The 21214-nt window shown below is 33.3% G+C and carries 23 protein-coding genes; 17 read left to right on the forward strand and 6 right to left on the reverse strand.

Annotation, left to right across the window (positions count from 1 at the left end; genetic code table 11):
* Positions 1-48: 48 nt before the first annotated feature.
* The 3 genes from purE to RMO70_RS02635 all read right to left on the reverse strand — a co-directional run bounded on the left by purE (position 49) and on the right by RMO70_RS02635 (position 2347).
* Positions 49-531, reverse strand: a complete 483-nt coding sequence (purE, locus tag RMO70_RS02625) for a 5-(carboxyamino)imidazole ribonucleotide mutase (RefSeq protein ID WP_310554873.1) — start codon at positions 529-531, stop codon at positions 49-51.
* Between the two features lie 82 nt (positions 532-613).
* Entirely contained in the window at positions 614-1777 is a 1164-nt protein-coding gene (locus RMO70_RS02630) for a 5-(carboxyamino)imidazole ribonucleotide synthase (RefSeq protein ID WP_310554874.1), read from the reverse strand.
* Positions 1778-1807: 30 nt separating this feature from the next.
* Positions 1808-2347 (reverse strand): hypothetical protein, encoded by a 540-nt coding sequence (locus RMO70_RS02635; protein ID WP_310554875.1) that lies wholly within the window; start codon positions 2345-2347, stop codon positions 1808-1810.
* A 73-nt stretch (positions 2348-2420) separates the two neighbouring features.
* Between RMO70_RS02635 and hpt the strand changes: the two genes are divergently transcribed.
* The 5 genes from hpt (at position 2421) to RMO70_RS02660 (ending at position 7498) form a co-directional block, all read left to right on the forward strand.
* Positions 2421-2954, forward strand: a complete 534-nt coding sequence (gene hpt / locus RMO70_RS02640) for a hypoxanthine phosphoribosyltransferase (RefSeq protein ID WP_310554876.1) — start codon at positions 2421-2423, stop codon at positions 2952-2954.
* A 60-nt stretch (positions 2955-3014) separates the two neighbouring features.
* The gene (locus RMO70_RS02645; protein WP_310554877.1) at positions 3015-3587 is read left to right on the forward strand and encodes an adenylate kinase; all 573 of its coding nucleotides are present in this window, start codon (positions 3015-3017) and stop codon (positions 3585-3587) included.
* 83 nt (positions 3588-3670) lie between these two features.
* On the forward strand, positions 3671-4954 hold the full coding sequence (locus RMO70_RS02650; RefSeq protein ID WP_310554878.1) for a hemolysin family protein: 1284 nt from the start codon (positions 3671-3673) through the stop codon (positions 4952-4954).
* Positions 4955-5160: 206 nt separating this feature from the next.
* Entirely contained in the window at positions 5161-6168 is a 1008-nt protein-coding gene (obgE, locus tag RMO70_RS02655; RefSeq protein WP_310554879.1) for a GTPase ObgE, read from the forward strand.
* An 82-nt stretch (positions 6169-6250) separates the two neighbouring features.
* Positions 6251-7498 carry a zinc-dependent metalloprotease gene (locus tag RMO70_RS02660; RefSeq protein ID WP_310554880.1) on the forward strand — a complete coding sequence of 416 codons (1248 nt, stop codon included), beginning with the start codon at positions 6251-6253 and terminating at the stop codon, positions 7496-7498.
* A 69-nt stretch (positions 7499-7567) separates the two neighbouring features.
* On the opposite strand, the gene lysM is transcribed toward RMO70_RS02660, so the two are convergent.
* A complete protein-coding gene (gene lysM / locus RMO70_RS02665) occupies positions 7568-8026 on the reverse strand; it encodes a peptidoglycan-binding protein LysM (RefSeq protein ID WP_310554881.1) in 459 nt (152 codons plus the stop codon).
* A gap of 191 nt (positions 8027-8217) precedes the next feature.
* Between lysM and RMO70_RS02670 the strand changes: the two genes are divergently transcribed.
* The 11 genes from RMO70_RS02670 to RMO70_RS02720 all read left to right on the forward strand — a co-directional run bounded on the left by RMO70_RS02670 (position 8218) and on the right by RMO70_RS02720 (position 18095).
* Positions 8218-10368, forward strand: coding sequence for a S46 family peptidase (locus RMO70_RS02670; protein ID WP_310554882.1), 2151 nt, complete (start codon positions 8218-8220; stop codon positions 10366-10368).
* An 85-nt stretch (positions 10369-10453) separates the two neighbouring features.
* Entirely contained in the window at positions 10454-11152 is a 699-nt protein-coding gene (locus RMO70_RS02675; protein WP_310554883.1) for a tetratricopeptide repeat protein, read from the forward strand.
* A gap of 53 nt (positions 11153-11205) precedes the next feature.
* Positions 11206-12561, forward strand: a complete 1356-nt coding sequence (gene murC, locus RMO70_RS02680) for a Mur ligase family protein (RefSeq protein ID WP_310554884.1) — start codon at positions 11206-11208, stop codon at positions 12559-12561.
* On the forward strand, positions 12562-13251 hold the full coding sequence (gene radC, locus RMO70_RS02685; RefSeq protein WP_310554885.1) for a RadC family protein: 690 nt from the start codon (positions 12562-12564) through the stop codon (positions 13249-13251). It abuts the gene before it with no gap.
* A gap of 54 nt (positions 13252-13305) precedes the next feature.
* The gene (locus RMO70_RS02690; protein WP_310554886.1) at positions 13306-13809 is read left to right on the forward strand and encodes an antitoxin Xre-like helix-turn-helix domain-containing protein; all 504 of its coding nucleotides are present in this window, start codon (positions 13306-13308) and stop codon (positions 13807-13809) included.
* Positions 13809-14267, forward strand: a complete 459-nt coding sequence (locus RMO70_RS02695) for an RES family NAD+ phosphorylase (RefSeq protein WP_310554887.1) — start codon at positions 13809-13811, stop codon at positions 14265-14267. Before RMO70_RS02690 ends, RMO70_RS02695 begins: the two co-directional genes overlap by 1 nt.
* A gap of 66 nt (positions 14268-14333) precedes the next feature.
* On the forward strand, positions 14334-14963 hold the full coding sequence (locus tag RMO70_RS02700; protein ID WP_310554888.1) for an ATP-binding cassette domain-containing protein: 630 nt from the start codon (positions 14334-14336) through the stop codon (positions 14961-14963).
* A gap of 7 nt (positions 14964-14970) precedes the next feature.
* Positions 14971-16161, forward strand: a complete 1191-nt coding sequence (locus RMO70_RS02705) for an FtsX-like permease family protein (protein ID WP_310554889.1) — start codon at positions 14971-14973, stop codon at positions 16159-16161.
* Positions 16154-16636 carry a hypothetical protein gene (locus RMO70_RS02710; RefSeq protein ID WP_310554890.1) on the forward strand — a complete coding sequence of 161 codons (483 nt, stop codon included), beginning with the start codon at positions 16154-16156 and terminating at the stop codon, positions 16634-16636. Before RMO70_RS02705 ends, RMO70_RS02710 begins: the two co-directional genes overlap by 8 nt.
* A 3-nt stretch (positions 16637-16639) precedes the next feature.
* Positions 16640-17326, forward strand: coding sequence for a YjjG family noncanonical pyrimidine nucleotidase (locus RMO70_RS02715; protein ID WP_310554891.1), 687 nt, complete (start codon positions 16640-16642; stop codon positions 17324-17326).
* A 1-nt stretch (position 17327) separates the two neighbouring features.
* On the forward strand, positions 17328-18095 hold the full coding sequence (locus tag RMO70_RS02720) for a hypothetical protein (protein WP_310554892.1): 768 nt from the start codon (positions 17328-17330) through the stop codon (positions 18093-18095).
* A 12-nt stretch (positions 18096-18107) separates the two neighbouring features.
* Here RMO70_RS02720 and RMO70_RS02725 read toward each other — a convergent pair whose 3' ends face one another.
* The gene (locus RMO70_RS02725; RefSeq protein WP_310554893.1) at positions 18108-19385 is read right to left on the reverse strand and encodes a replication-associated recombination protein A; all 1278 of its coding nucleotides are present in this window, start codon (positions 19383-19385) and stop codon (positions 18108-18110) included.
* Between the two features lie 214 nt (positions 19386-19599).
* Here RMO70_RS02725 and RMO70_RS02730 point away from each other — a divergent pair, with 214 nt between their 5' ends.
* The gene (locus RMO70_RS02730) at positions 19600-20334 is read left to right on the forward strand and encodes a rhomboid family intramembrane serine protease (protein ID WP_310554894.1); all 735 of its coding nucleotides are present in this window, start codon (positions 19600-19602) and stop codon (positions 20332-20334) included.
* Positions 20335-20450: 116 nt separating this feature from the next.
* On the opposite strand, the gene rlmB is transcribed toward RMO70_RS02730, so the two are convergent.
* The gene (rlmB, locus tag RMO70_RS02735; protein WP_310554895.1) at positions 20451-21185 is read right to left on the reverse strand and encodes a 23S rRNA (guanosine(2251)-2'-O)-methyltransferase RlmB; all 735 of its coding nucleotides are present in this window, start codon (positions 21183-21185) and stop codon (positions 20451-20453) included.
* Positions 21186-21214: the final 29 nt, after the last annotated feature.

Consider the following 21214-nt stretch of genomic DNA (forward strand, 5'->3'; position numbering starts at 1 on the left):
CATTTAGAATATAAAAACTAAATGAAACTTAACTTCTTAATGTTAAAATTATTTTTTTAAATCTTCAGACGATTTATCGACAGCTTCTTTCAATCCTTCTTTATACAAAATGATTTTATCTAAAACGGATTTATCGGAAGTTCCGATGATTTGTGCAGCAAGAATTCCAGCATTTTTCGCACCGTTTAAAGCAACAGTTGCCACAGGAACTCCGCCTGGCATTTGCAAAATAGACAAAACCGAATCCCAACCATCGATTGAATTGCTCGACTTTACTGGAACACCAATCACAGGCAATGGAGACATCGAGGCCACCATTCCTGGTAAATGCGCTGCGCCACCAGCACCAGCAATAATCACTGAAATGCCACGAGTGTGCGCATTTTTGCTAAAATCAAATAGTTTTTCGGGTGTTCTGTGTGCAGAAACAATATCGACTTCGGTTTCGATTTCGAATTCTTTTAGGATGTCGATTGCTTCTTGCATTATGGGCATATCGGAAATGGATCCCATTATTATGGCTACTTTCATTTTTTTTTCATTTAAAGATTGAAAAATTTAAAGATTAAAAAATTTAATTGGACTAAAATCTTTCAATCATTAAATCTTTTAATTATTCAATTTTTGTACTTATCACTCTAATGCTATTCTTCACTTCTTCCGCAATTTTTCTAGCAGCTTTCATATCTTCATTCACAATGGTTACGTGTCCCATTTTACGGAAAGGACGTGTTTCTCTTTTTCCATAAATATGTGGTGTTACACCATCAATGGCCATTATTTTTTCGATGTTTTCATAAATAACGTTACCCGAAAATCCTTCTTCACCAACAAGATTCACCATAATTCCAGCCACTTTACTATCAGTATTTCCTAATGGAAGATTCAAAATGGCTCGAATATGATTTTCAAATTGTGAGGTGTAACTGGCTTCAATCGTATGGTGTCCAGAATTGTGAGGACGTGGAGCAACTTCATTAACTAAAATTTTATCATCTTGGGTTTGAAACATTTCAACAGCTAATAATCCAATATGATTGAAATGTTCGGAAACTTTCAAAGCAATTTCGATGGCTTTTTGAGCAATTTCTTCGTCAATTCTTGCTGGACAAATCACATATTCTACTTGGTTTGCTTCGGGATGAAATTCCATTTCTACAACTGGATAATTCTTTACTTCTCCGGATGAATTTCGAACCACAATAACAGCCAATTCGTTTTTGAAAGCCACCATTTCTTCTGCAATGCATTCCACTTCGGGCAAATCGATTAAATCTAAAGTCGATCGAACAATTTTCACACCATTGCCATCATAGCCAAATTGAGCGCATTTCCAAACAAATGGAAAATCTAATTTGTTTTTTTCTAACGATTTTTTTAAATCATTTAAACCTACAAACCGTTGGTGTTTTGAAGTTGGGATATTATTTTCGATATAAAAATCTTTCTGAAAACCTTTGTTCTGAATTAATCGCAACGTTTTTGGTGATGGATAAACAGGCAATCCTTCTGCTTCCAGTTTGTCTAAAGCGTCAAGATTTACATTTTCGATTTCGATAGTGAGCAAATTAACCAATTTCCCGAATTGATAAACCGTTTCATAATCCATCAAATTGCCACGAAAGAATTTTGTGGCTCCAAATTGGCTTGGCGCTTCTGAACTTGGATCTAAAATATAAGTTTGAATATCGAATTTTCGGGTTTCAGCCAACAACATTTTGCCGAGTTGTCCGCCACCGAGAATACCTAGTTTAAAATCGGAAGAAAAAAAGTTCATTAATTGTGTGTTTACGCAAAGATAAGATAATCAATTTATTTTATTCAAAAATTTCTTTACAATACTTTTATACCCAGGTGAGGGAAATTCTATTTCTTTTTCTAAAATAATCTTCAATTCCGGATAAATCCAAGCTGATTTTTTTCCAGTTTCAATTAGGATTTTTACGGCGTGGTGTTTCACGGCAACACGATAATCTGAAATCAACCAATCAAAACTGGATTCGGTTATTTGTTCGAGTTGATTTTCGGTTAGATAATTTTTTTTAGAATTATCCTGAACCAAAAACGCTAGAAATCTTGAAACACATCGTATGGCACTATCATTTTGTAGTTTGTTTATTTGATCGCAAATCAAATCCAAAAAAGGAAAAGACAAATCCAATTGTTGTTCAAATACTTTTTCAAGAATATAACATCCTCTAATGTGAAGTTTGTTGTCTACTTTGAACGAAAATAAAACTAATTCCTCAACTAAATGAGGATTTTGGATAATAAAGTCCCTATTGTTAATGCGATTTTGAGTATGTGCTGAACTTTTTTCTATTCTTTGGAGTAATTCTAAATTCATACTTCAAATGTAAATAAAATACAGTTACTCAATACTAATTTCTTATATTTGCAAATTATTCTACAACACAAATATGGATATTCAACTTCACGACAAGCAGTTTACGCCTTTTATTTCGGCAGAAGAAATTGATTTTGCACTAACCAATATTGCCAAACAAATAGAAGATGATTTTGCTGACGAAACGCCTGTTTTTGTAGGTGTTTTGAATGGTGCTTTTATGGTGGTTTCTGATTTATTGAAGAAATACAATTCACCTTGCGAAGTGAGTTTTATAAAGTTAGCTTCTTATGAAGGAACGACTTCTACTAGCAATGTTAAGCAGATCATTGGTCTTAATCAAAATCTTGAAGGCAGAACAGTAATCGTTGTTGAAGATATTGTTGATACGGGCAGTACACTCGAAGAATTGAAAAATTTATTCAAATTGCAAAACGTGAAACATTTCAAAATCGCTACGCTTTTCTTAAAACCAGATGCTTACAAAAAAGACATCAAACTGGATTATGTAGGTATCCGAATTCCTGACAAATTCATCGTGGGTTATGGTTTGGATTACGACGGATTGGGTAGAAATTTATCTGAGGTATATCAATTGAAGGATTAAAAAAAATTATAAGTTTTAAAAACCTATTAACTTATAACCTACAACTTATAACAAAAAAATATGATTAACATAGTTCTTTTCGGGAAACCCGGAGCTGGAAAAGGTACACAAGCAGAATTTTTGAAGACAAAATACAATCTAACCCATCTTTCAACTGGAGATATTTTTAGATTCAATATAAAAAATGAAACCGATTTAGGAAAATTAGCCAAAAGTTATATGGATAAAGGCGATTTAGTTCCTGATGAAGTAACTACAAAAATGCTAATAGAAGCTGTCGAAAATAATTTTGATAAAGACGGATTTTTATTTGATGGTTATCCAAGAACATTATCACAATCAGAAGCTTTAGATGCTTTTTTATCCAAAAAAGAAACAAGGCTTACTGCTACAATTGCTCTCGAAGCCGATGATAAAATTTTAATACAAAGATTGCTCGAACGTGGAAAAACCTCTGGAAGACCTGACGATCAAGACGAGGAAAAAATTAAAAACCGTTATGATGAATATAACGAGAAAACGGCGCCATTAATAGAATATTACAAAAAGCAAGGTAATTTTCACGCAGTAAACGGTATGGGTAGTATCGAAGAAATTACACAACGATTAACAAAAGTCATTGATAATTTGTAATTTAGCAAAAATTAAACACTAACAATTAGCTGGTTTCGTTAAACCCGAATAATCAAATTAACGAATAATAAAATCAAAAACAAGTGGAAATACTCATAATTTTCTTTTTAATTCTTTTAAATGGAGTTTTTTCAATGTCAGAAATAGCATTGATTTCAGCACGAAAAAACCGACTAGAATCGGCAGCCAAAAAAGGAAATACAAGCGCAAGAACCGCTTTAGATTTAGCAAACTCACCAAATAAATTTTTATCAACTGTACAAATTGGAATTACCTTAATTGGAATTTTAACAGGTTTGTATTCAGGTGATAAAGTTACTGATGATGTAAGGTTTTTTCTAGACGGATTTGCCATATTAAAACCGTATTCGCATAATATGTCCGTTGGAATTGTTGTTGTTATTTTAACTTTCTTCTCACTTGTATTAGGAGAGCTATTACCAAAGAGAATTGGACTCAATCATCCAGAAGCTATAGCAAAAGCGGTTGCTGTGCCAATGAAAATTGTATCTATTGTAACAGCACCGTTTATTTGGTTGCTTACAACAACAACCGATTTTATTTTGAATATTCTTAAAATAAAACCAACTGCTGACGGAAAAGTAACTGAAGAAGAAATCAAAGCCATCATCAAAGAAGGAACAGAAGGTGGCGAAGTACAAGAAATAGAACAAGATATAGTAGAGCGGGTATTCCATATTGGGGACCGAAAAGTAAACTCATTAATGACGCATAGAAATTCATTAGTTTACTTATCCATAGAAGACGACGATTTAAAAGCATTGAAAGAAAAAATGCTTGACGAACTACATTCTGTATACCCAGTTTGCGAAGACAATCTTGATGAGGTTGTTGGTGTTGTTTTTCTGAAAGATTTGTTTGCTAGTTTTGAAAAAGGAAATTTCAATCTACGGGATATTACCAAAGAGCCAGCTTATTTAATTGAGCATACATCGGCCTATAAAGCATTAGAAACATTCAAAAAAACAAAAGTGCATTATGCATTGGTTACTGACGAGCATGGAATGATTCAAGGTATTATAACATTAAACGACATCCTTGAAGCGCTTGTTGGAGATGCATCAGATTTTTATGAAGAAGAATTTCAACTGATAGCTCGAGAAGACGGCACTTGGCTAGTTGATGGTCATTATTCGTTACACGATTTTTTAACCTATTTTGATATGGATGACCTTATCAATGATTATGATGTTACGACGGTTAGCGGACTTATAATGACGGAGTTATCGTATATTCCAAAAATTGGAGAAAAGCTTACATGGAACAAAATGCAACTCGAAGTAATTGATATGGATGGCGTAAAAATCGACAAAGTATTAGTAAGCTCACTAAAAGAAGTAAAATAATCAAGAAAATAAGGTTCTGGCTTTATCCGCCAACCCTATTTCCTCTTTTATTTTTATCTTTGTTTTTTTAATGAAAAAACAAAGGATATCTTTTTAATCGGGGATAAAACGCCAATTTTTTCGGCAAATTAAAAAAAATAGTTTTTAGAAATAGATTTTTCATTATTAAGAAAATCTAAAATCTAAAATCTAAAATCTAAAATAAAATGACAGAAGGAAATTTTGTAGACTATACTAAAATATATGTTTCATCTGGAAAAGGAGGCAAGGGATCTTCTCACTTACACAGAGAAAAATTTATTGAAAAAGGAGGTCCAGATGGTGGAGATGGTGGTCGTGGAGGGCACGTATATATAGTTGGTAACAAAGGATTATGGACACTCTTTCATTTGAAGTTTGCGCGTCATATCAAAGCGGGTCACGGTGGCGATGGTGGAAGTTCTAGAAGTACGGGTCACGATGGTGAAGATAAATTTATCGATGTGCCACTAGGAACTGTTGTTCGTGACAAAGAAACCAACGAGATTTTATTCGAAATCACTGAAGACGGTGAAAGAAAAATTATTGCCGAGGGCGGTAAAGGAGGACTAGGAAATTGGAATTTTAGATCATCAACTAATCAAACTCCAAGATACTCACAACCTGGAATGCCTTCCATTGAAGCAGATGTAGTTCTGGAATTAAAAGTTTTGGCCGATGTTGGTTTAGTAGGGTTTCCAAATGCAGGAAAATCAACATTGCTATCAGTTCTAACTTCTGCAAAACCAAAAATTGCTGATTACCCATTCACAACCCTAAAACCAAATTTAGGAATTGTAGCCTATCGTGATTTTCAATCGTTCGTTATTGCGGATATCCCAGGAATTATAGAAGGAGCCGCCGAAGGAAAAGGTTTGGGTCATTATTTTTTGCGTCATATTGAACGGAACTCAACTTTGTTATTTCTAGTTCCAGCTGATGCCGACGATATCAAAAAAGAATATGAAATTCTACTTGACGAGTTGCGACGTTATAATCCAGAAATGCTGGATAAAGATCGTTTGTTAGTAATTTCAAAATGCGATATGCTTGACGACGAACTCAAAGGCGAATTAAAAAAACAATTAGACAAAGAACTAAAAGGAGTCCCATATTTGTTCATTTCTTCCATAGCACAACAAGGATTGTTGGAGTTAAAAGATAAGTTGTGGGCAATGCTGAATGTTGAGGTTTAAAAAATTATTACCTTTATAATTAGAGAAATAATACAGTTTTAGATAAAATAATAAACAATTCAAAACAAATAATTTTAGAGATATGAAATTTAAACTATTCATTGTACTACTTGTTTTTCAATTAAATTTCGCTCAACAACGAGTTTGTGGAATGAAGCAACACATGGAGAAGACATTGTCTAACCCTGAAAAAAAAGAGAATTATTTGAAATTACAGCAAAAATTCAAAATAGAATATGAAAAAATTCTAACACAAAGAGCTTCAAACAGAAATGGTTCTAGTACTAGTGCTGTATTGAGAATTCCAGTTGCGGTTCATTATCCATCAGCAGGCTTAGCGAGTGTAGCTACCAAAACTTGTTTAAGAGCTTTTGCTCAAAATCAAGTGAATATATTAAATGCAGATTATAATGCTACAAATTCTGATATTTCTAATTGGACAGCAGCCAGTGTTTTTTATCCTGGTGTACAAATAGGAAATCTTCAGGTTGAATTTGTTTTAGCTACCCAAAATCATCCTGCATCTTCTGGAATAACAAATGGGAATGTTGCGGTAACTTTTGGAACGGATTATCTAGCAAATTCTGATACAGATGCTACTTGGACAGGCTATATGAACTTTGTTGTAAGAAACCTTTCAGGTGGACTTTTGGGTTATTCAAACCTTGGAGGTTCACCAAATATTGGTGACGCAGTAGTGATGGATAATAATGCTTTTGCATCTGGTGCTGGCTGTACCGGTTTTGTTCCCTCTTCTCCATATAATTTAGGAAGAACCGTAACGCATGAATTAGGTCACTTTTTTAATCTGGATCATACTTTTGGTGATGATACAGGTTGTACTAGTTCAAATACAGATTTAATAGATGACACTCCAAAAGTTGGCTTTTTATCATTGGGATGTCCTGCAAACGGGAGTGTTGCTGGTTGTGATGCAGGACAAAAAGCACTTACAATGAACTATATGGATTATGTGGATGACGCTTGTATGTATATGTTTTCTAAAGGACAAGAAACAGTAATGTTAGCCTACTTGAATGCAATAAGAAGTCAGTTTTCTCAAAATATTTTAAGTGTCAATGATGAAGAATATTTAAAATTTTCAATTTATCCTAATCCTAGCTCAGGAACTGTAAATATTAAATTTGTTAATGATGTGTCTGATTTTGAAGTTGTAGTGTATGATATGTCTGGAAGAGAAGTTGGTTTTGTCAAAAATAATGCAATTGACAATAAATCAATAGTATTGGATAACATTTCAAAAGGAATCTATTTTGTTTCAGTATCACATAATAATAAACGAACTACAAAGAAAATTATTATTGAATAAGCTTTTAGTTTAAACAAAAAAAAGGGTTTCAAAACGAATTGAAACCCTTTTTTTTGTTTTTTAAGATAATTACAAGTTTGGAATTCTTAAAACCTGTCCTGGGTAAATTTTATCTGGATGCTCTAACATAGGTTTGTTCGCTTCAAAAATAACATCGTATTTTTGAGCATCTCCATAATATTTATCAGCAATCTTTGACAACCAATCTCCTGAAACTACGGTATGATATCTTGCTTCTGGTTCTGGGGTAGCCACTGTCATATTATTATCGACAGTATCAACTCCTTCAACATTTCCTAATGTCAACGCAATTTTTTCGGCATCTACTTGTTTGTCAACTTCTCCAGTTACTACTACATCGTCTCCACGTAAGGCTACTTTTAAAGTGTTAAATGGCAAGCCCATCGATTGTACGTGCGCCAATAATGCACTAGCTTTTAATTGTGCTTTTTCTTCCGCTGGAGCTTCTTCAACATTTCTTCCAAAAAGTTTTGCACCCGCATTTTTCATAAATGAAATTAATCCCATAATAGTTTTTTTTAAGGTTTTTAAATAAAAATTAAATGTAGAAAAAATTAATCACTTTTTTAAACAAAATTAAATCAAATGAAAAATTTGCGAAAACGTTAAAGTTATCTTAACTAAATCATATTATCGGGCCTATATTTTAATTAAATTTTAAATTATATTTATATTCGCATCACAAATAAATAATTATTATGAAAAAATTAATTTTATCCTTAATTGTAACCATAATGCTTGTTCCTACAAGCGTTAAGGCCGATGAAGGAATGTGGTTTTTAATGTTTATCGAACGTTTGAATCACCGCGATATGCAAAAAATGGGCTTGCAATTGACTGCTCAAGAAATTTACAGTATCAACAATCACAGTTTAAAAGATGCTATTGTACAATTTAATGGAGGTTGTACAGCCGAAATGATTTCAAAAGATGGATTGGTATTGACTAATCACCACTGTGGTTATGATGCGATTGCAGAAATGTCAACAGCTGAAAAAAATTACTTGAAAGATGGTTATTGGGCGCCAGATAGAAAATCTGAAATGAAACCATCTAGTTTATTCGTTCGTTTCTTTGTTCGTATGGATGATGTTTCTAAAAGAATTTTGGAAAAAGTAAACCCTTCAATGACAGAATTAGAGCGTGAAGCCGCTGTAAATAAAGAAATTGCAGTCATTGAAAAAGAAAACAACGAAGGCGGAAAATATACCGTTTCTGTTCGTCCATTTTTTCAAGGAAATGAATATTACTATTTTGTTTACCAAGATTATAAAGATGTTCGTTTGGTAGGAACACCGCCAGAAAGTTTAGGGAAATTTGGTGGAGATACAGACAACTGGGAATGGCCACGTCATACTGCGGATTTCTCAATGTTTAGAGTATATGCAGATGCAAGTGGAAATCCAGCAGATTATTCTACAAGTAATGTTCCGTTACAACCAAAACACCATTTACCTGTTAATTTAGGTGGTGTAAAAGAAAATGATTTTGCAATGATTTTGGGTTATCCAGGTCGTACCAATCGTTGGATGCCATCTGGAGGAATCGAGCAAAACGTGAAGTTTGCATATCCTGCTTGGGTGGAAGGTTCTAAAACAGGTATGGACAATATGAAAAAATATATGAATCAAAGTGATGCTTTGAATCTTGTGTATGCTTCAAAATTTGCAGGCGTTGCCAATTATTGGAAAAACCGCCAAGGTATGATCGATGCTTTATCAAAATTTGGGACAGCAAAATCCAAAGCAAAACAAGAAGAAAAATTCAACAAATGGGCAAATCTTCCTGCTAACAAAGCCAAATATGGCAATGTAATAGGAAACATCAATAAATTTTACGGTTTGACAAACGAGAAAGCCCGTCACGATAACTATTTGCAACAGCTTTTTAGAACTTCTGCATTTGGAACCGTAGGAAGAACAGTTGGAAAACAACTAGAAAATTACGCCAAAGCGGATGCTGCAAAACGCACACAAATGGCTCCGGCAATTACCGAAATGGTGGATGAAATGTTCAAAGAATTACACATTCCAGCAGAAAAAGACATTTTAGCAGCCCAATTAAAATTGTATGCAACAAAATCAAAAGGTTATGCTGTTGCGCCAATGGTTGAAAAAATCGGAAAAGAAAACAACTACGATTACACCAATTATGTAAACACACTTTTTGATTCAAGTATATTTACTTCCAAAGAAAAAGTAGCTGAATTTTTAGCAAATCCTTCAGAAGCAACGTTGACAGCAGATCCATTATATGTTTTATCAAACGATATGTTGACACATTTCACTACAAGAAGCGAAGCAATTACCAAAGCACAAAACGATTTTGGATCTTCATTCCGTTTATTAGTTGAAGGTTTGCGTGAGTCTAAAATTGGAACAATCAAATATCCAGATGCCAACTCCACTTTGCGTTTGTCTTATGGGAAAGTTCGTTCATTGCCTGCGGACAAGCGTAATGATGCCAAAGTAAATAACTATACAACGCTTGACGGTCAAGTAAAAAAATATAAAAAAGGTGATCAAGAATTTGACCTTCCTGTTCGTTTGCTTGAAATGCATAAAAACAAAGAATTTGGTCGTTATGCAGACAAAGACGGTTCCTTGCACGTAAATTTCTTATCAGATAATGATATTACAGGAGGAAATTCAGGTTCACCAGTTTTAAATGGAAAGGGAGAACTAATTGGTCTTGCTTTCGACGGAAACATTGAAGCAATGGCTGGAGATGTTATTTTTGACAAAAAACTGCAAAGAACCATCAACGTAGACATTCGTTACGTACTTTGGGTAATTGAAAATTTCTCGAATGCAAAACACATTGTAGATGAAATGACAATTGTGAAATAATTTAGTTTTTTTATTAAAATACACTAAACCTGTTCGATTTATAGAACAGGTTTTTTTATTCCTTGAATTTCCTTATTTTTGAACAATGAAACACTTTCTTTTCCTTTTATTAATTTTTTCTACAACTATGTTTGCTGAAACCAACTTTGAAAAAGCACAAAAACTTTTTGAACAAGGAAAGTATTTGGCTGCACAACCTTTGTTTGAAGATTTTTTGAAAGAAAATCCCAATCATACCAAAACCATAGAATATTTAGGGGATATTGCTGGAAGCCAGAAAAAGTGGGACAAGTCGATGACTTATTATAAAAAAATAAAACTTCAATTTCCTAAAAATGCCAACTATTGGTATAAATATGGTGGGGCAATGGGAATGAAAGCCAAGGAAGCCAATAAATTCAAAGCTTTAGGAATGATTGATGAAATAGAAACCGCTTTTATAACGGCATCAAAACTGGATTCCAAACATACAGATACTCGTTGGGCATTGGTCATTTTATACCTCGAATTGCCTGGAATTATTGGTGGAAGCGAAAAAAAATCTCAAAATTATGCCGACGAATTAATGTCTATTTCAAAAATTGATGGTGTAATGGCAAAAGGCTATATTGAAGAATATTTCAAACGATACAAAAAAGCAGAAATTTTTTATAAACAAGGAATTGAAATCACACATTCAAAAACAGCTTATAAAAAATTAATTGATTTGTATAAAAATAAAATGAATTTACCCGAAAAAGCAAAAGCATTACAAGAAGAATCAGAAAATAGAAATAATAAATAAATGATGCTTTAATTTCTATAAACAAATAAACGCATAACCGAATAAACATATAAATGAGAACACATTTCATCGCCATTGGCGGAAGCGCAATGCACAATCTCGCATTAGCATTACATAACAAAGGCTATAAAGTAACAGGAAGCGACGATGCTATTTTCGAACCATCAAAATCTCGTTTAGATAAAAAAGGAATTCTTCCAGCAGAATTAGGTTGGTTTTCCGAAAAAATCACTTCAGCTATTGAAGCAGTAATTCTAGGAATGCACGCCAAAGCCGATAATCCAGAATTGTTAAAAGCACAGGAACTAGGGTTGAAAATTTATTCTTATCCCGAATTTTTATACGAACAATCCAAAAATAAAACCAGAGTTGTCATTGGTGGTTCCCACGGAAAAACAACCATAACTTCAATGATTTTGCACGTGATGCATTATCATAATATTGAGGTCGATTATATGGTTGGTGCACAACTCGAAGGTTTTGATACGATGGTGCATCTTACCGAAAAGAACGATTTTATGGTTTTGGAAGGAGATGAATATTTGTCATCGCCAATTGACCGTCGACCAAAATTCCACTTGTACCAACCAAACATTGCCTTAATTTCTGGCATTGCTTGGGATCATATTAATGTATTTCCAACCTATGAAAATTATGTAGAACAGTTTGAAATTTTCATAAAAATGATTACCAATGGTGGAATTTTGGTTTACAATGAAAATGATGCTGAGGTAAAACGTGTTGCCGAAGCTGCTACAAATGCCATCCGAAAATTAGCGTATTCCACTCCGAATTATAAAGTTGAAAACGGAATTACACTTTTAGAAACACCCGAAGGAAATATGCCAATTGAAGTTTTTGGCGCACATAATTTGAATAATTTAGCTGGAGCCAAATGGATTTGCCAAAATATGGGAGTCGATGAAGCCGATTTTTATGAAGCCATAGCCAGTTTCAAAGGCGCTTCCAAACGCTTAGAAAAAATTGCAGAAAGCAAAACCAAAGTGGCATATAAAGATTTTGCACATTCGCCTAGCAAAGTATCAGCGACTACAAAAGCGGTGAAAGAACAATTTCCAAACAGGACTTTAGTTGCGTGTTTAGAATTGCATACTTACAGCAGTTTGAATGCCGAATTTCTAAAAGAATATGAAGGTGCACTTGAATTTGCAGATATCGCCATAGTTTTTTATTCGCCCGATGCTGTAAAAATAAAACAACTTGAAGAAGTCACTTATGAGCAAATTGCCAAAGCATTCAATCGGGAGGATTTAATTATTTATACCAATCCGAAAGATTTTAAAGATTATTTATTCAATTTGAATTTAGAAAATTCTGCCTTATTATTGATGAGTTCTGGAAATTATGGAGGATTGAATTTTGATGAGGTTAAAGATTTGATAGAATAAATGCAACAAAACCTCACCATAAAAAATTGGGCAGAAGACGACCAGCCTCGAGAAAAACTAATGCTAAAAGGCAAACAAGTTTTGAGCGATGCGGAATTGATTGCCATACTCATTGGCTCTGGTTCTAGAAGCGAAAGTGCCGTCGAATTATCCAAACGAATTCTCGCGAGTGTCGATAATAATTTGAACGTTTTAGGAAAACTATCTATTCAACAATTGATGACTTTTAAAGGAATAGGCGAGGCCAAAGCCATTTCCATTATTGCCGCTACTGAACTTGGACGACGCCGCAAAGAAGAAGAAGTGGTCGAACTCAAAAAAATCACTTCCTCCAAAGCAGTTTTTGATGTTATGCAACCCATTATTGGTGAACTACCACACGAGGAATTTTGGGTTTTATACCTTAATAACGCCAACAAAGTCATATACAAATCGCAAATAAGTAAAGGCGGAATTACTGGAACTGTGGTTGATGTGCGCATCGTTTTTAAAATTGCTTTTGAACAAAATGCAGTTGGAATTATTTTAACTCACAATCATCCTTCAGGGAAATTGGAAGCTAGCGATGCTGATAAAAGTTTGACTAAAGAACTAAAATCAGCAGGAAATCAGCTTTCTATTCCAGTTTTGGATCACATTATTATTACCGAAAACGGCTATTTTAGTTTTCGTGATGAAGATATTTTCTAATATATTTGGTTGTAATAGACAAATGTCTTATTTTTGTAGACAAATGTCTTTATTATGGAAGCAATCAAATTAAATCAAACTGTTCAACTTGACAAAGCAGTTCGAGTTTATGTCAATAAAGTAGAGAAAGAAAGCGGTTATAAATTAATCAATAAGAACATAACTTACAACGATTTTTTTAAAAACCGAATGCTTTTGGTTCACGCTATTCGCGAAGGCGTTTCTTTCGATTTTTTTAGCTTAATCAAAGAGAAAACACCTTTCAACGACGAAGATTGGGCTTCTTTTCTAGGAATTTCTACAAAATCTTTGCAAAGAAATAAAGCTAAAGAAAGCTTTGTTTTTAAACCAATTCAATCTGAAAAAATATTTGAACTAGCAGAAGTGACTAATTTAGGCAATGAGGTTTTTGATGATGAAAACTCTTTTTATTCTTGGTTAAATATGCCATCATTTGCCTTGGGAAATTTAAAACCAATGGAATTACTCAAAGATTCTTACGGAAAAGAAATGGTTCTAGGCGAATTATATAAAATAGATCAAGGTATTTTTATATAATGGAAGTTTTTAGATTGGCCAGAAAGAAATATCCTATTGAGCTTTCGGGAAAAGGTGCTTCGATGTTTGGTGCCAGATGGAATTTTAAAGGAACAGAAGTTATTTATACGGCACAAAGTAGGGCACTTGCAATGGCGGAAGTAGTGGTGCATCTTTCGCTTGCCACCTTGCCCAAAGATTTTGTGATGTTAACTGTCGCAATTCCAGATAGTATTCCAATTGAAATTCTAGATGAAAAAAAACTCCCAAAAGGATGGAATGTTTTTCCGCATAGTTTTACCACACAATTATTGGGTGAAGATTTTATAAAACGAAGTGAAGCTTGTATGCTGAAAGTACCATCGGCTGTGGTCAAAGGCGATTATAATTTACTGATTAATCCGTATCACGAAGATTTTAAACAAATAAAAATTATCAATCAAGTCGATTTTCCTTTCGATAAAAGAATTTTTGGGTAATATTTAGTAATTTATTCCCTTCTGAATTAGTATCTTGCAAGTCAATTAAATTCAGATAATTTTTAAATGATTGCCACTAAAAATATTGCATTTTCTTATCCAAATGGCGAAACTTTTCAGCTTCCTGATTTGCACTGTGAAGCGTCAAATACCGTTTTAATTACTGGAAATTCAGGCAAAGGCAAAACTACTTATTTGCATCTTTTGGCAGGATTGTTGAAACCAAATTTAGGGGAAATTGTTATTAATGAAGTCAATATAAATTCGCTTTCAAATAAAAATAAAGACCAATTTCGAGGTCAAAATATAGGTGTTGTTTTTCAAAAATCGCATTTTATTGCATCGCTTTCCGTTTTAGAAAATATAGAGATGGCGAGTTGGTTGGCTTTTGGAAGTAAAAACACAAGCAAAGCCAAAAAGCTTTTGCAAGAACTAGATTTATTAGAATTTCAAAATAAATTGCCATCGCAATTAAGTGTGGGGCAACAACAAAGAGTTTCTATTGCTCGAGCATTAATTAACGAACCCAAAGTGCTATTGGCTGACGAACCCACTTCTAGTCTAGACGATGATAATGCTTTTAAAGTAGCTGATTTATTAGAAAAATTGGCCAAAGAATACAATGCAGCTTTGGTGATTGTAACACACGATTTACGATTAAAAAATAAATTTACGAACCAAATAAATTTAATTTAGACCAAAAATGATTTTAAAATTGGCTTGGCGCAACATTTGGTTCAAACCACTCAATACCATTTTGAGTATTATTTTATTGGCATCTAGTGTAGCCATTATTACGGTTCTAATATTGTTGCAAAAACAATTTGAAGAACAGTTTTCTAAAAATGCAGACAATATCGATTTGGTTTTAGGTGCCAAAGGAAGTCCGTTGCAATTGGTTTTATCGTCTGTTTATCAGGTTGATGCGCCGACAGGAAATATAAATTATAAAGAAGCACAAATCTGGATGAAGAATCCATTTGTAAAAACCGCAATTCCACTCGCTTTTGGTGATAATTATTTAGGTTTTAAGATTGTAGGCACAACACCAACATATTTAAATCAGTTTAACTCAAAAGTTCAATCAGGGAAAATTTTCGATAAAAACTTTGAAGTGGTTGTAGGAAGCGAAATTGCCAAAAAGTTAAATATAAAGGTTGGAGATTCGTTTTTTGGTTCTCACGGAGATACCAAAGAGGGCGAGAAGCACGAAGAAAATAAATATATTGTGGTCGGAATTGCATCGGTAACAGGAAAAGTAATCGATAATTTAATTCTGTCCAATATAGAAAGTGTTTGGGCAATGCACGACGAACACCAACAAGAAGCGGATAATCACGAAGAAGACAAAGAAATTACCGCAGTTTTAATTAAGTTCAAGAATAAAATGGGCATTGTGCTTTGGCCAAGACTCATAGCTCAAAATACCCAAATGCAAGCGGCTTCGCCAGCCATAGAAATAAATAGATTATTTAGTTTATTTGGAATTGGATTGCAGGCATTGCAATATTTGGCTTTTGGAATTATGTTTATTTCAGGAATTAGCATTTTTGTAGCTTTGTATAACACTTTAAAAGAAAGAAAATATGAATTTGCTTTGCTTCGCGTGAATGGAGCAAGTAGAATTCAATTATTGACTTTGGTGCTTGTGGAAAGTTTGGTTTTGTGTTTCATTGGATTTATTTTTGGAACAATTATTGGTAGAATAGCTTTAATATTTATTTCAAAATCATCGGAAACCGAATTCAAAATAACATTCAATCCATTGGAGTTTGTGTGGAATCAAGAAGGAATTTTAGTATTAGTCACTATATTTGTAGGCGTTTTAGCAGCATTAATTCCTGCCTTAAAAGCGTATACAATGAACATTTCAAAAACATTAGCCAATGCCTAAAATAGCTTATATTATTGTTTTACTTATTTTTGGATTGTTTTCATTTCAAACCAAAAAAATAGAAAGCAAAACTAAAATTGAAAATCAAAACAATGTATTTTCAGATTCTTTAAATTGGAAAATTTTAGGTCAAATTAAATTCGTCAAAAAGAAACACAAAGAGTATGGAGAAATTGATTTCCCTGTAATTAATGATGTTTTGAAGAAAAAAAACGGCAAAAAAATCTTGATGTCAGGTTTTATTGTTCCAATAGACAATGTGAACTATGCTTTGAGTAAAAATGTATTTGCTTCGTGTTTTTTCTGTGGAAAAGCAGGGCCAGAAACCATTATGGGAATCAAGTTCAAAGCGGGAAAAATGAAACTAAAAACCGATCAATACGTCACTTTGGAAGGTAATTTCAGAGTGAATGAAAACAATGTGGAAGATTGGATTTACCATATTGAAGATGCCACAATTGTAAAAGGAAATTAAAAAATGTACTCGAATATTAATCGTATTTTCTTCGATTTAGACCACACACTTTGGGATTTTGATAAAAATTCTGGATTTGCTTTTGAAAGAATTTTCAATGAAAATAAAATCGACATTAATCTTAAGGATTTTTTGCATTATTATATTCCGACAAATGTGAAATATTGGGAAATGTATCGCAAAGACGAAATTACACAATCTGAACTTCGTTATGGACGCTTAAAGGAAACTTTCGATTTGATGGATTATAAAACCAATCAAGCAACCATTGATTTTTTCTCGCATCAATACATTGAATATTTGCCAAAGTTTACTGAATTATTTGAAGGAGCAATCGAAACATTAGATTATTTAAGTTCAAAATACAACTTACATATTATAACCAATGGTTTTCAAGATGTTCAGGATAAAAAAATGAGCAATTCTAATATCAAACATTATTTTAAAACCATCACCAATTCTGAAATGGCAGGTGTAAAAAAACCAAATCCAATCATTTTTGAACACGCTTTGCAAAAAGCATCAGCAAAAAAAGAAGAAAGCATAATGATTGGCGATTGTTTGGAAGCCGATGTTGGTGGTGCCTTAAATTTCGGAATGAAAGCGTTATTTTTTAATTCAAATAAAATAAAAGTTACTCAAAATATTAATCAAATTACTAACTTAGCAGACCTAAAAAAACTTTTTTAAAATGAAAAAAAATATTTTCACGTTAGTATTTGCTTTGATTTCAAGTTTAATCTATTCTCAAGCTTCTTTGAACGATTACGAGATGGCAATAATTCCTTCAAGATTTCAATTTCAAAAAGAGGACAATCAATATAGAATTAATTCGACCATTAAAGCTTTTCTTAAGCAAAAAGGATTTGAAGCTTATGTTTCGACCGATGTTTTACCTGAAGGGTTTTTAGATTACAACTGTAATAAAATTTTTGTAAATGTTATAGAGGAGAGCACAATGTTTACAGTCAAGTTAAGAATAGAATTTAAAGACTGCAAACAAGCCGTTTTATTTACTACAGATATAGGAGAAAGTAGAGAGAAGGAATATGCAAAAGCATACAATCAATCCTTGTTGGCAACCTTAAAATCTTTTGATAAAGCAAAATATAAATTTTCAGGAAAAACCTATTATGATGAGGAAGCTCAAGAAAAATTAAAATCTCGTGACCGAGAAGACATTTCAACTGAAGTTATTAAAGTAACCAAATCTGAAAAAGAAGTAACTTATGAAAAAGTGGCTAAAATTGCTAAACCAGAAACTAGCGAAACTTTTTTAAAAGTAATGGATCAAATTACTAAAAAGGAATTTGTATTGTACAAAACGACAAAATCAGCAATTTATTTATGCAATCAAAACGGAAAAGACGGTGTTGTTTTTGCGAAAGATGCCATCTGGTTTTTTGAATATTTAGAAAACGGCAAGTTAATTTCTGAAAAAATAGACATTAAATTCTAATTCGTAATTTTTTCAATATCCATATTTATCTTTCCATCGGTTTTTTAAAAATTCTCGTGTGCCGTTTTCACGAGAATTATTGCCAGGATTATAAAAAACATTCCCTGTAATTTCGTCAGGCAAAAACGCTTGTTCCGCAAAATTATTGTCAAAATCGTGCGAATATTTGTACTCGTCACCATAACCTAATTCCTTCATTAATTTGGTAGGAGCGTTTCGCAAATGAATAGGAACAGGCAAATCGCCAGTTTGTTTCACCACTTTTTGCGCTTCGCCAATAGCCAAATAACTCGCATTGCTTTTGGGTGAAGTTGCCAAATAAACGGCACATTGGCTCAAAATAATTCGACTTTCAGGATAACCAATCGTGGTCACAGCCTGAAAAGTATTGTTCGCCATAATAAAAGCCGTTGGGTTGGCATTGCCGATATCTTCACTCGATAGAATAAGCATTCTACGGGCAATAAATTTCACATCTTCGCCACCTTCAATCATTCTCGCTAGCCAATACACTGCGCCATTTGGATCGCTACCACGAATCGATTTTATAAATGCCGAAACAATATCATAATGTTGTTCTCCCGTTTTGTCATATAAAACTGTATTTTTTTGCACGAGTTGCATTACTTTTTCATTGGTAATTTTAATCGAATCACTTTTAGAAGCATTCACGACCAACTCAAAAATATTCAATAATTTCCGACCATCGCCGCCAGAAAGTCGTAATAAAGCTTCCGTTTCCTTTAATTCGATGTTTTTTGTTTTCAAAAAAGAATCGGTATTCATTGCACGATGCAAAAGTGCTTCCAAATCACTTTTAGAAAAAGCATTCAAAATATACACCTGACATCTTGACAACAAAGCAGGAATGACCTCAAAACTTGGATTTTCAGTCGTAGCACCAATCAAAGTGATAATACCTTTTTCCACCGCCGCCAACAGCGAATCTTGTTGCGATTTGCTAAAACGATGAATCTCATCAATAAACAAAATCGGGTTTTTAGCAGTGAACAATCCGCCGCTTTGCTTGGCTTTATCAATTACGTCACGAATGTCTTTTACGCCAGAATTTATAGCGCTCAAAATGTAAAAAGGACGTTTGGATTCTTGAGCGATTATCTGTGCCAGTGTAGTTTTCCCAGTACCAGGCGGACCCCAAAAAATTAACGACGGAATAATTCCTTTCGTAATTTGATGCGTTAACGAACCATTTTCGCCCACCAAATGCGATTGACTAATATAATCTTGTAAATTCTGCGGACGAATTCGCTCTGCTAAGGGTGCTTCCATTCTGTAAAAATAATATTTTTTATTTGAAGCTATTCCTGCTCTACACTATATCTTTTGCTTTTTAAAGAAAAAAGCAAAAGGATGCCGTTTCGATCAGGGCTAGAAAGAAACCGTATTTTAAAATAGAAGCTTTAAAAATATGACATTATTTCATTAAATTTATTTTGGTAACATTTTTGAGATTAATCTAACATCTAAATTCTGAAATCTAAAAATGAAAGAAACCGATTTTAAATTTTCCACATCAGTACTCGCTTGGCCACTTTATGCATTGCTAATTGTTTGGATGGTTTTTGTTTTAGAAATTATTTTTCCAGGCGATTTTTCCCATTTTGGGATACTGCCTAGAACGGTTTCTGGATTGAAAGGAATTGTTTTTAGTCCTTTTTTGCACGGCGATATCAAGCATTTATTCAACAATTCAATACCCTTGTTTTTTCTGTTGGCAGCTTTACGATTTTTTTATAGAGAACAATCGTTTCAAGTTTTGGTTTTCGGAATACTGCTTTCAGGATTAGGAACTTGGATAATCGGAAGGGAAAGCTACCATATAGGTGCCAGCGGATTAATATATGTTTTGGTGAGTTTTATTTTTTTCAAAGGAATAAAGTCTAAATATTTCCGATTGGTTGCCTTGTCACTTGCCATTGTTGTTGTTTACGGCGGAATGATTTGGTATATTTTCCCATCAACAGAACAGCATATTTCTTGGGAAGGGCATTTGTCAGGATTCGTTTCGGGCTATTTATTGGCTGTTTACACCAAAACCAATGAATATCAAAAACCAATAAGATACGATTGGGAACATCCGGATTTTGATCCCTCGCAAGATGAATTTATGAAACATTTTGACGAAAACGGTAATTTTGCACCTATCAAAAAAGAACCGGAACCTCAAGAAGAGGAAGATTCTTTTTTTAAAATTAATTATTTTTTTAAGGAGAAATGATTTTTGCCATTAAGAAGTTAAGTTTCTTTATTAAGAAGTTAAGTTTCTTTATTAAGAAAATTAAGTCTTAACAAAAATCCTTAATGATATTAACTTCTTAATGTTTCAAAAAACAACTAGGAACGCTGTCTCACCGTTTCATACAAAAAAGCACCACAAGCAACAGAAACATTCAATGATCCAATAGTACCGAACATAGGTAATTTCGCTTTTTCGTCTACTATTTTTAGAACAGAAGGATTTACACCACGATCTTCGCTTCCCATAATAATGGCAACACCTTCGTTTAGTGATATATCATAAATATTGCTTTCCGTTTTTTCGGTAGCAGCCACTGTTTTTATACCAGATGCTTGTAGTAAGAAAATGGCGTCTTTTATATGATCGACTTTGCAAATTGGCACATTAAATACGGCACCAGCAGAAGTTTTTACAGTATCTCCATTCACAGGAGCCGAACCTTGCTTTTGCACAATGATTCCATCTACTCCAGTACATTCTGCAGTACGAATAATAGCACCAAAATTTCGAGCATCAGACAATTGATCTAAAATAAGGAACAACGGTTTTTTGCCGCTTTCAACTACTTTGTCAATTAGTTTTTCTAAATCCTGAAAAGTAATAGGAGCAATGGTTGCCACCGCACCTTGATGGTTATTTGGTGTTAATCGGTTTAGTTTTTCAACTGGAACATACGAAAAATTGATGCTGTTTTTTTTCATCAATTTCAATAGTTCTTGCATCAACTCGCTTTGCGCATCACTTTGAATAAAAACTTTGTCAATTTCTTTTTTTGAGTTTATAGCTTCAATAATAGCTCGTATTCCAAAAATTTGGTTTTCTTTTTCCATAGTGCAAAGGTAATATAAAGTTGGGTTTT

It is taken from the genome of Flavobacterium sp. (assembly GCF_031422135.1).
Taxonomy (GTDB): Bacteria; Bacteroidota; Bacteroidia; order Flavobacteriales; family Flavobacteriaceae; genus Flavobacterium.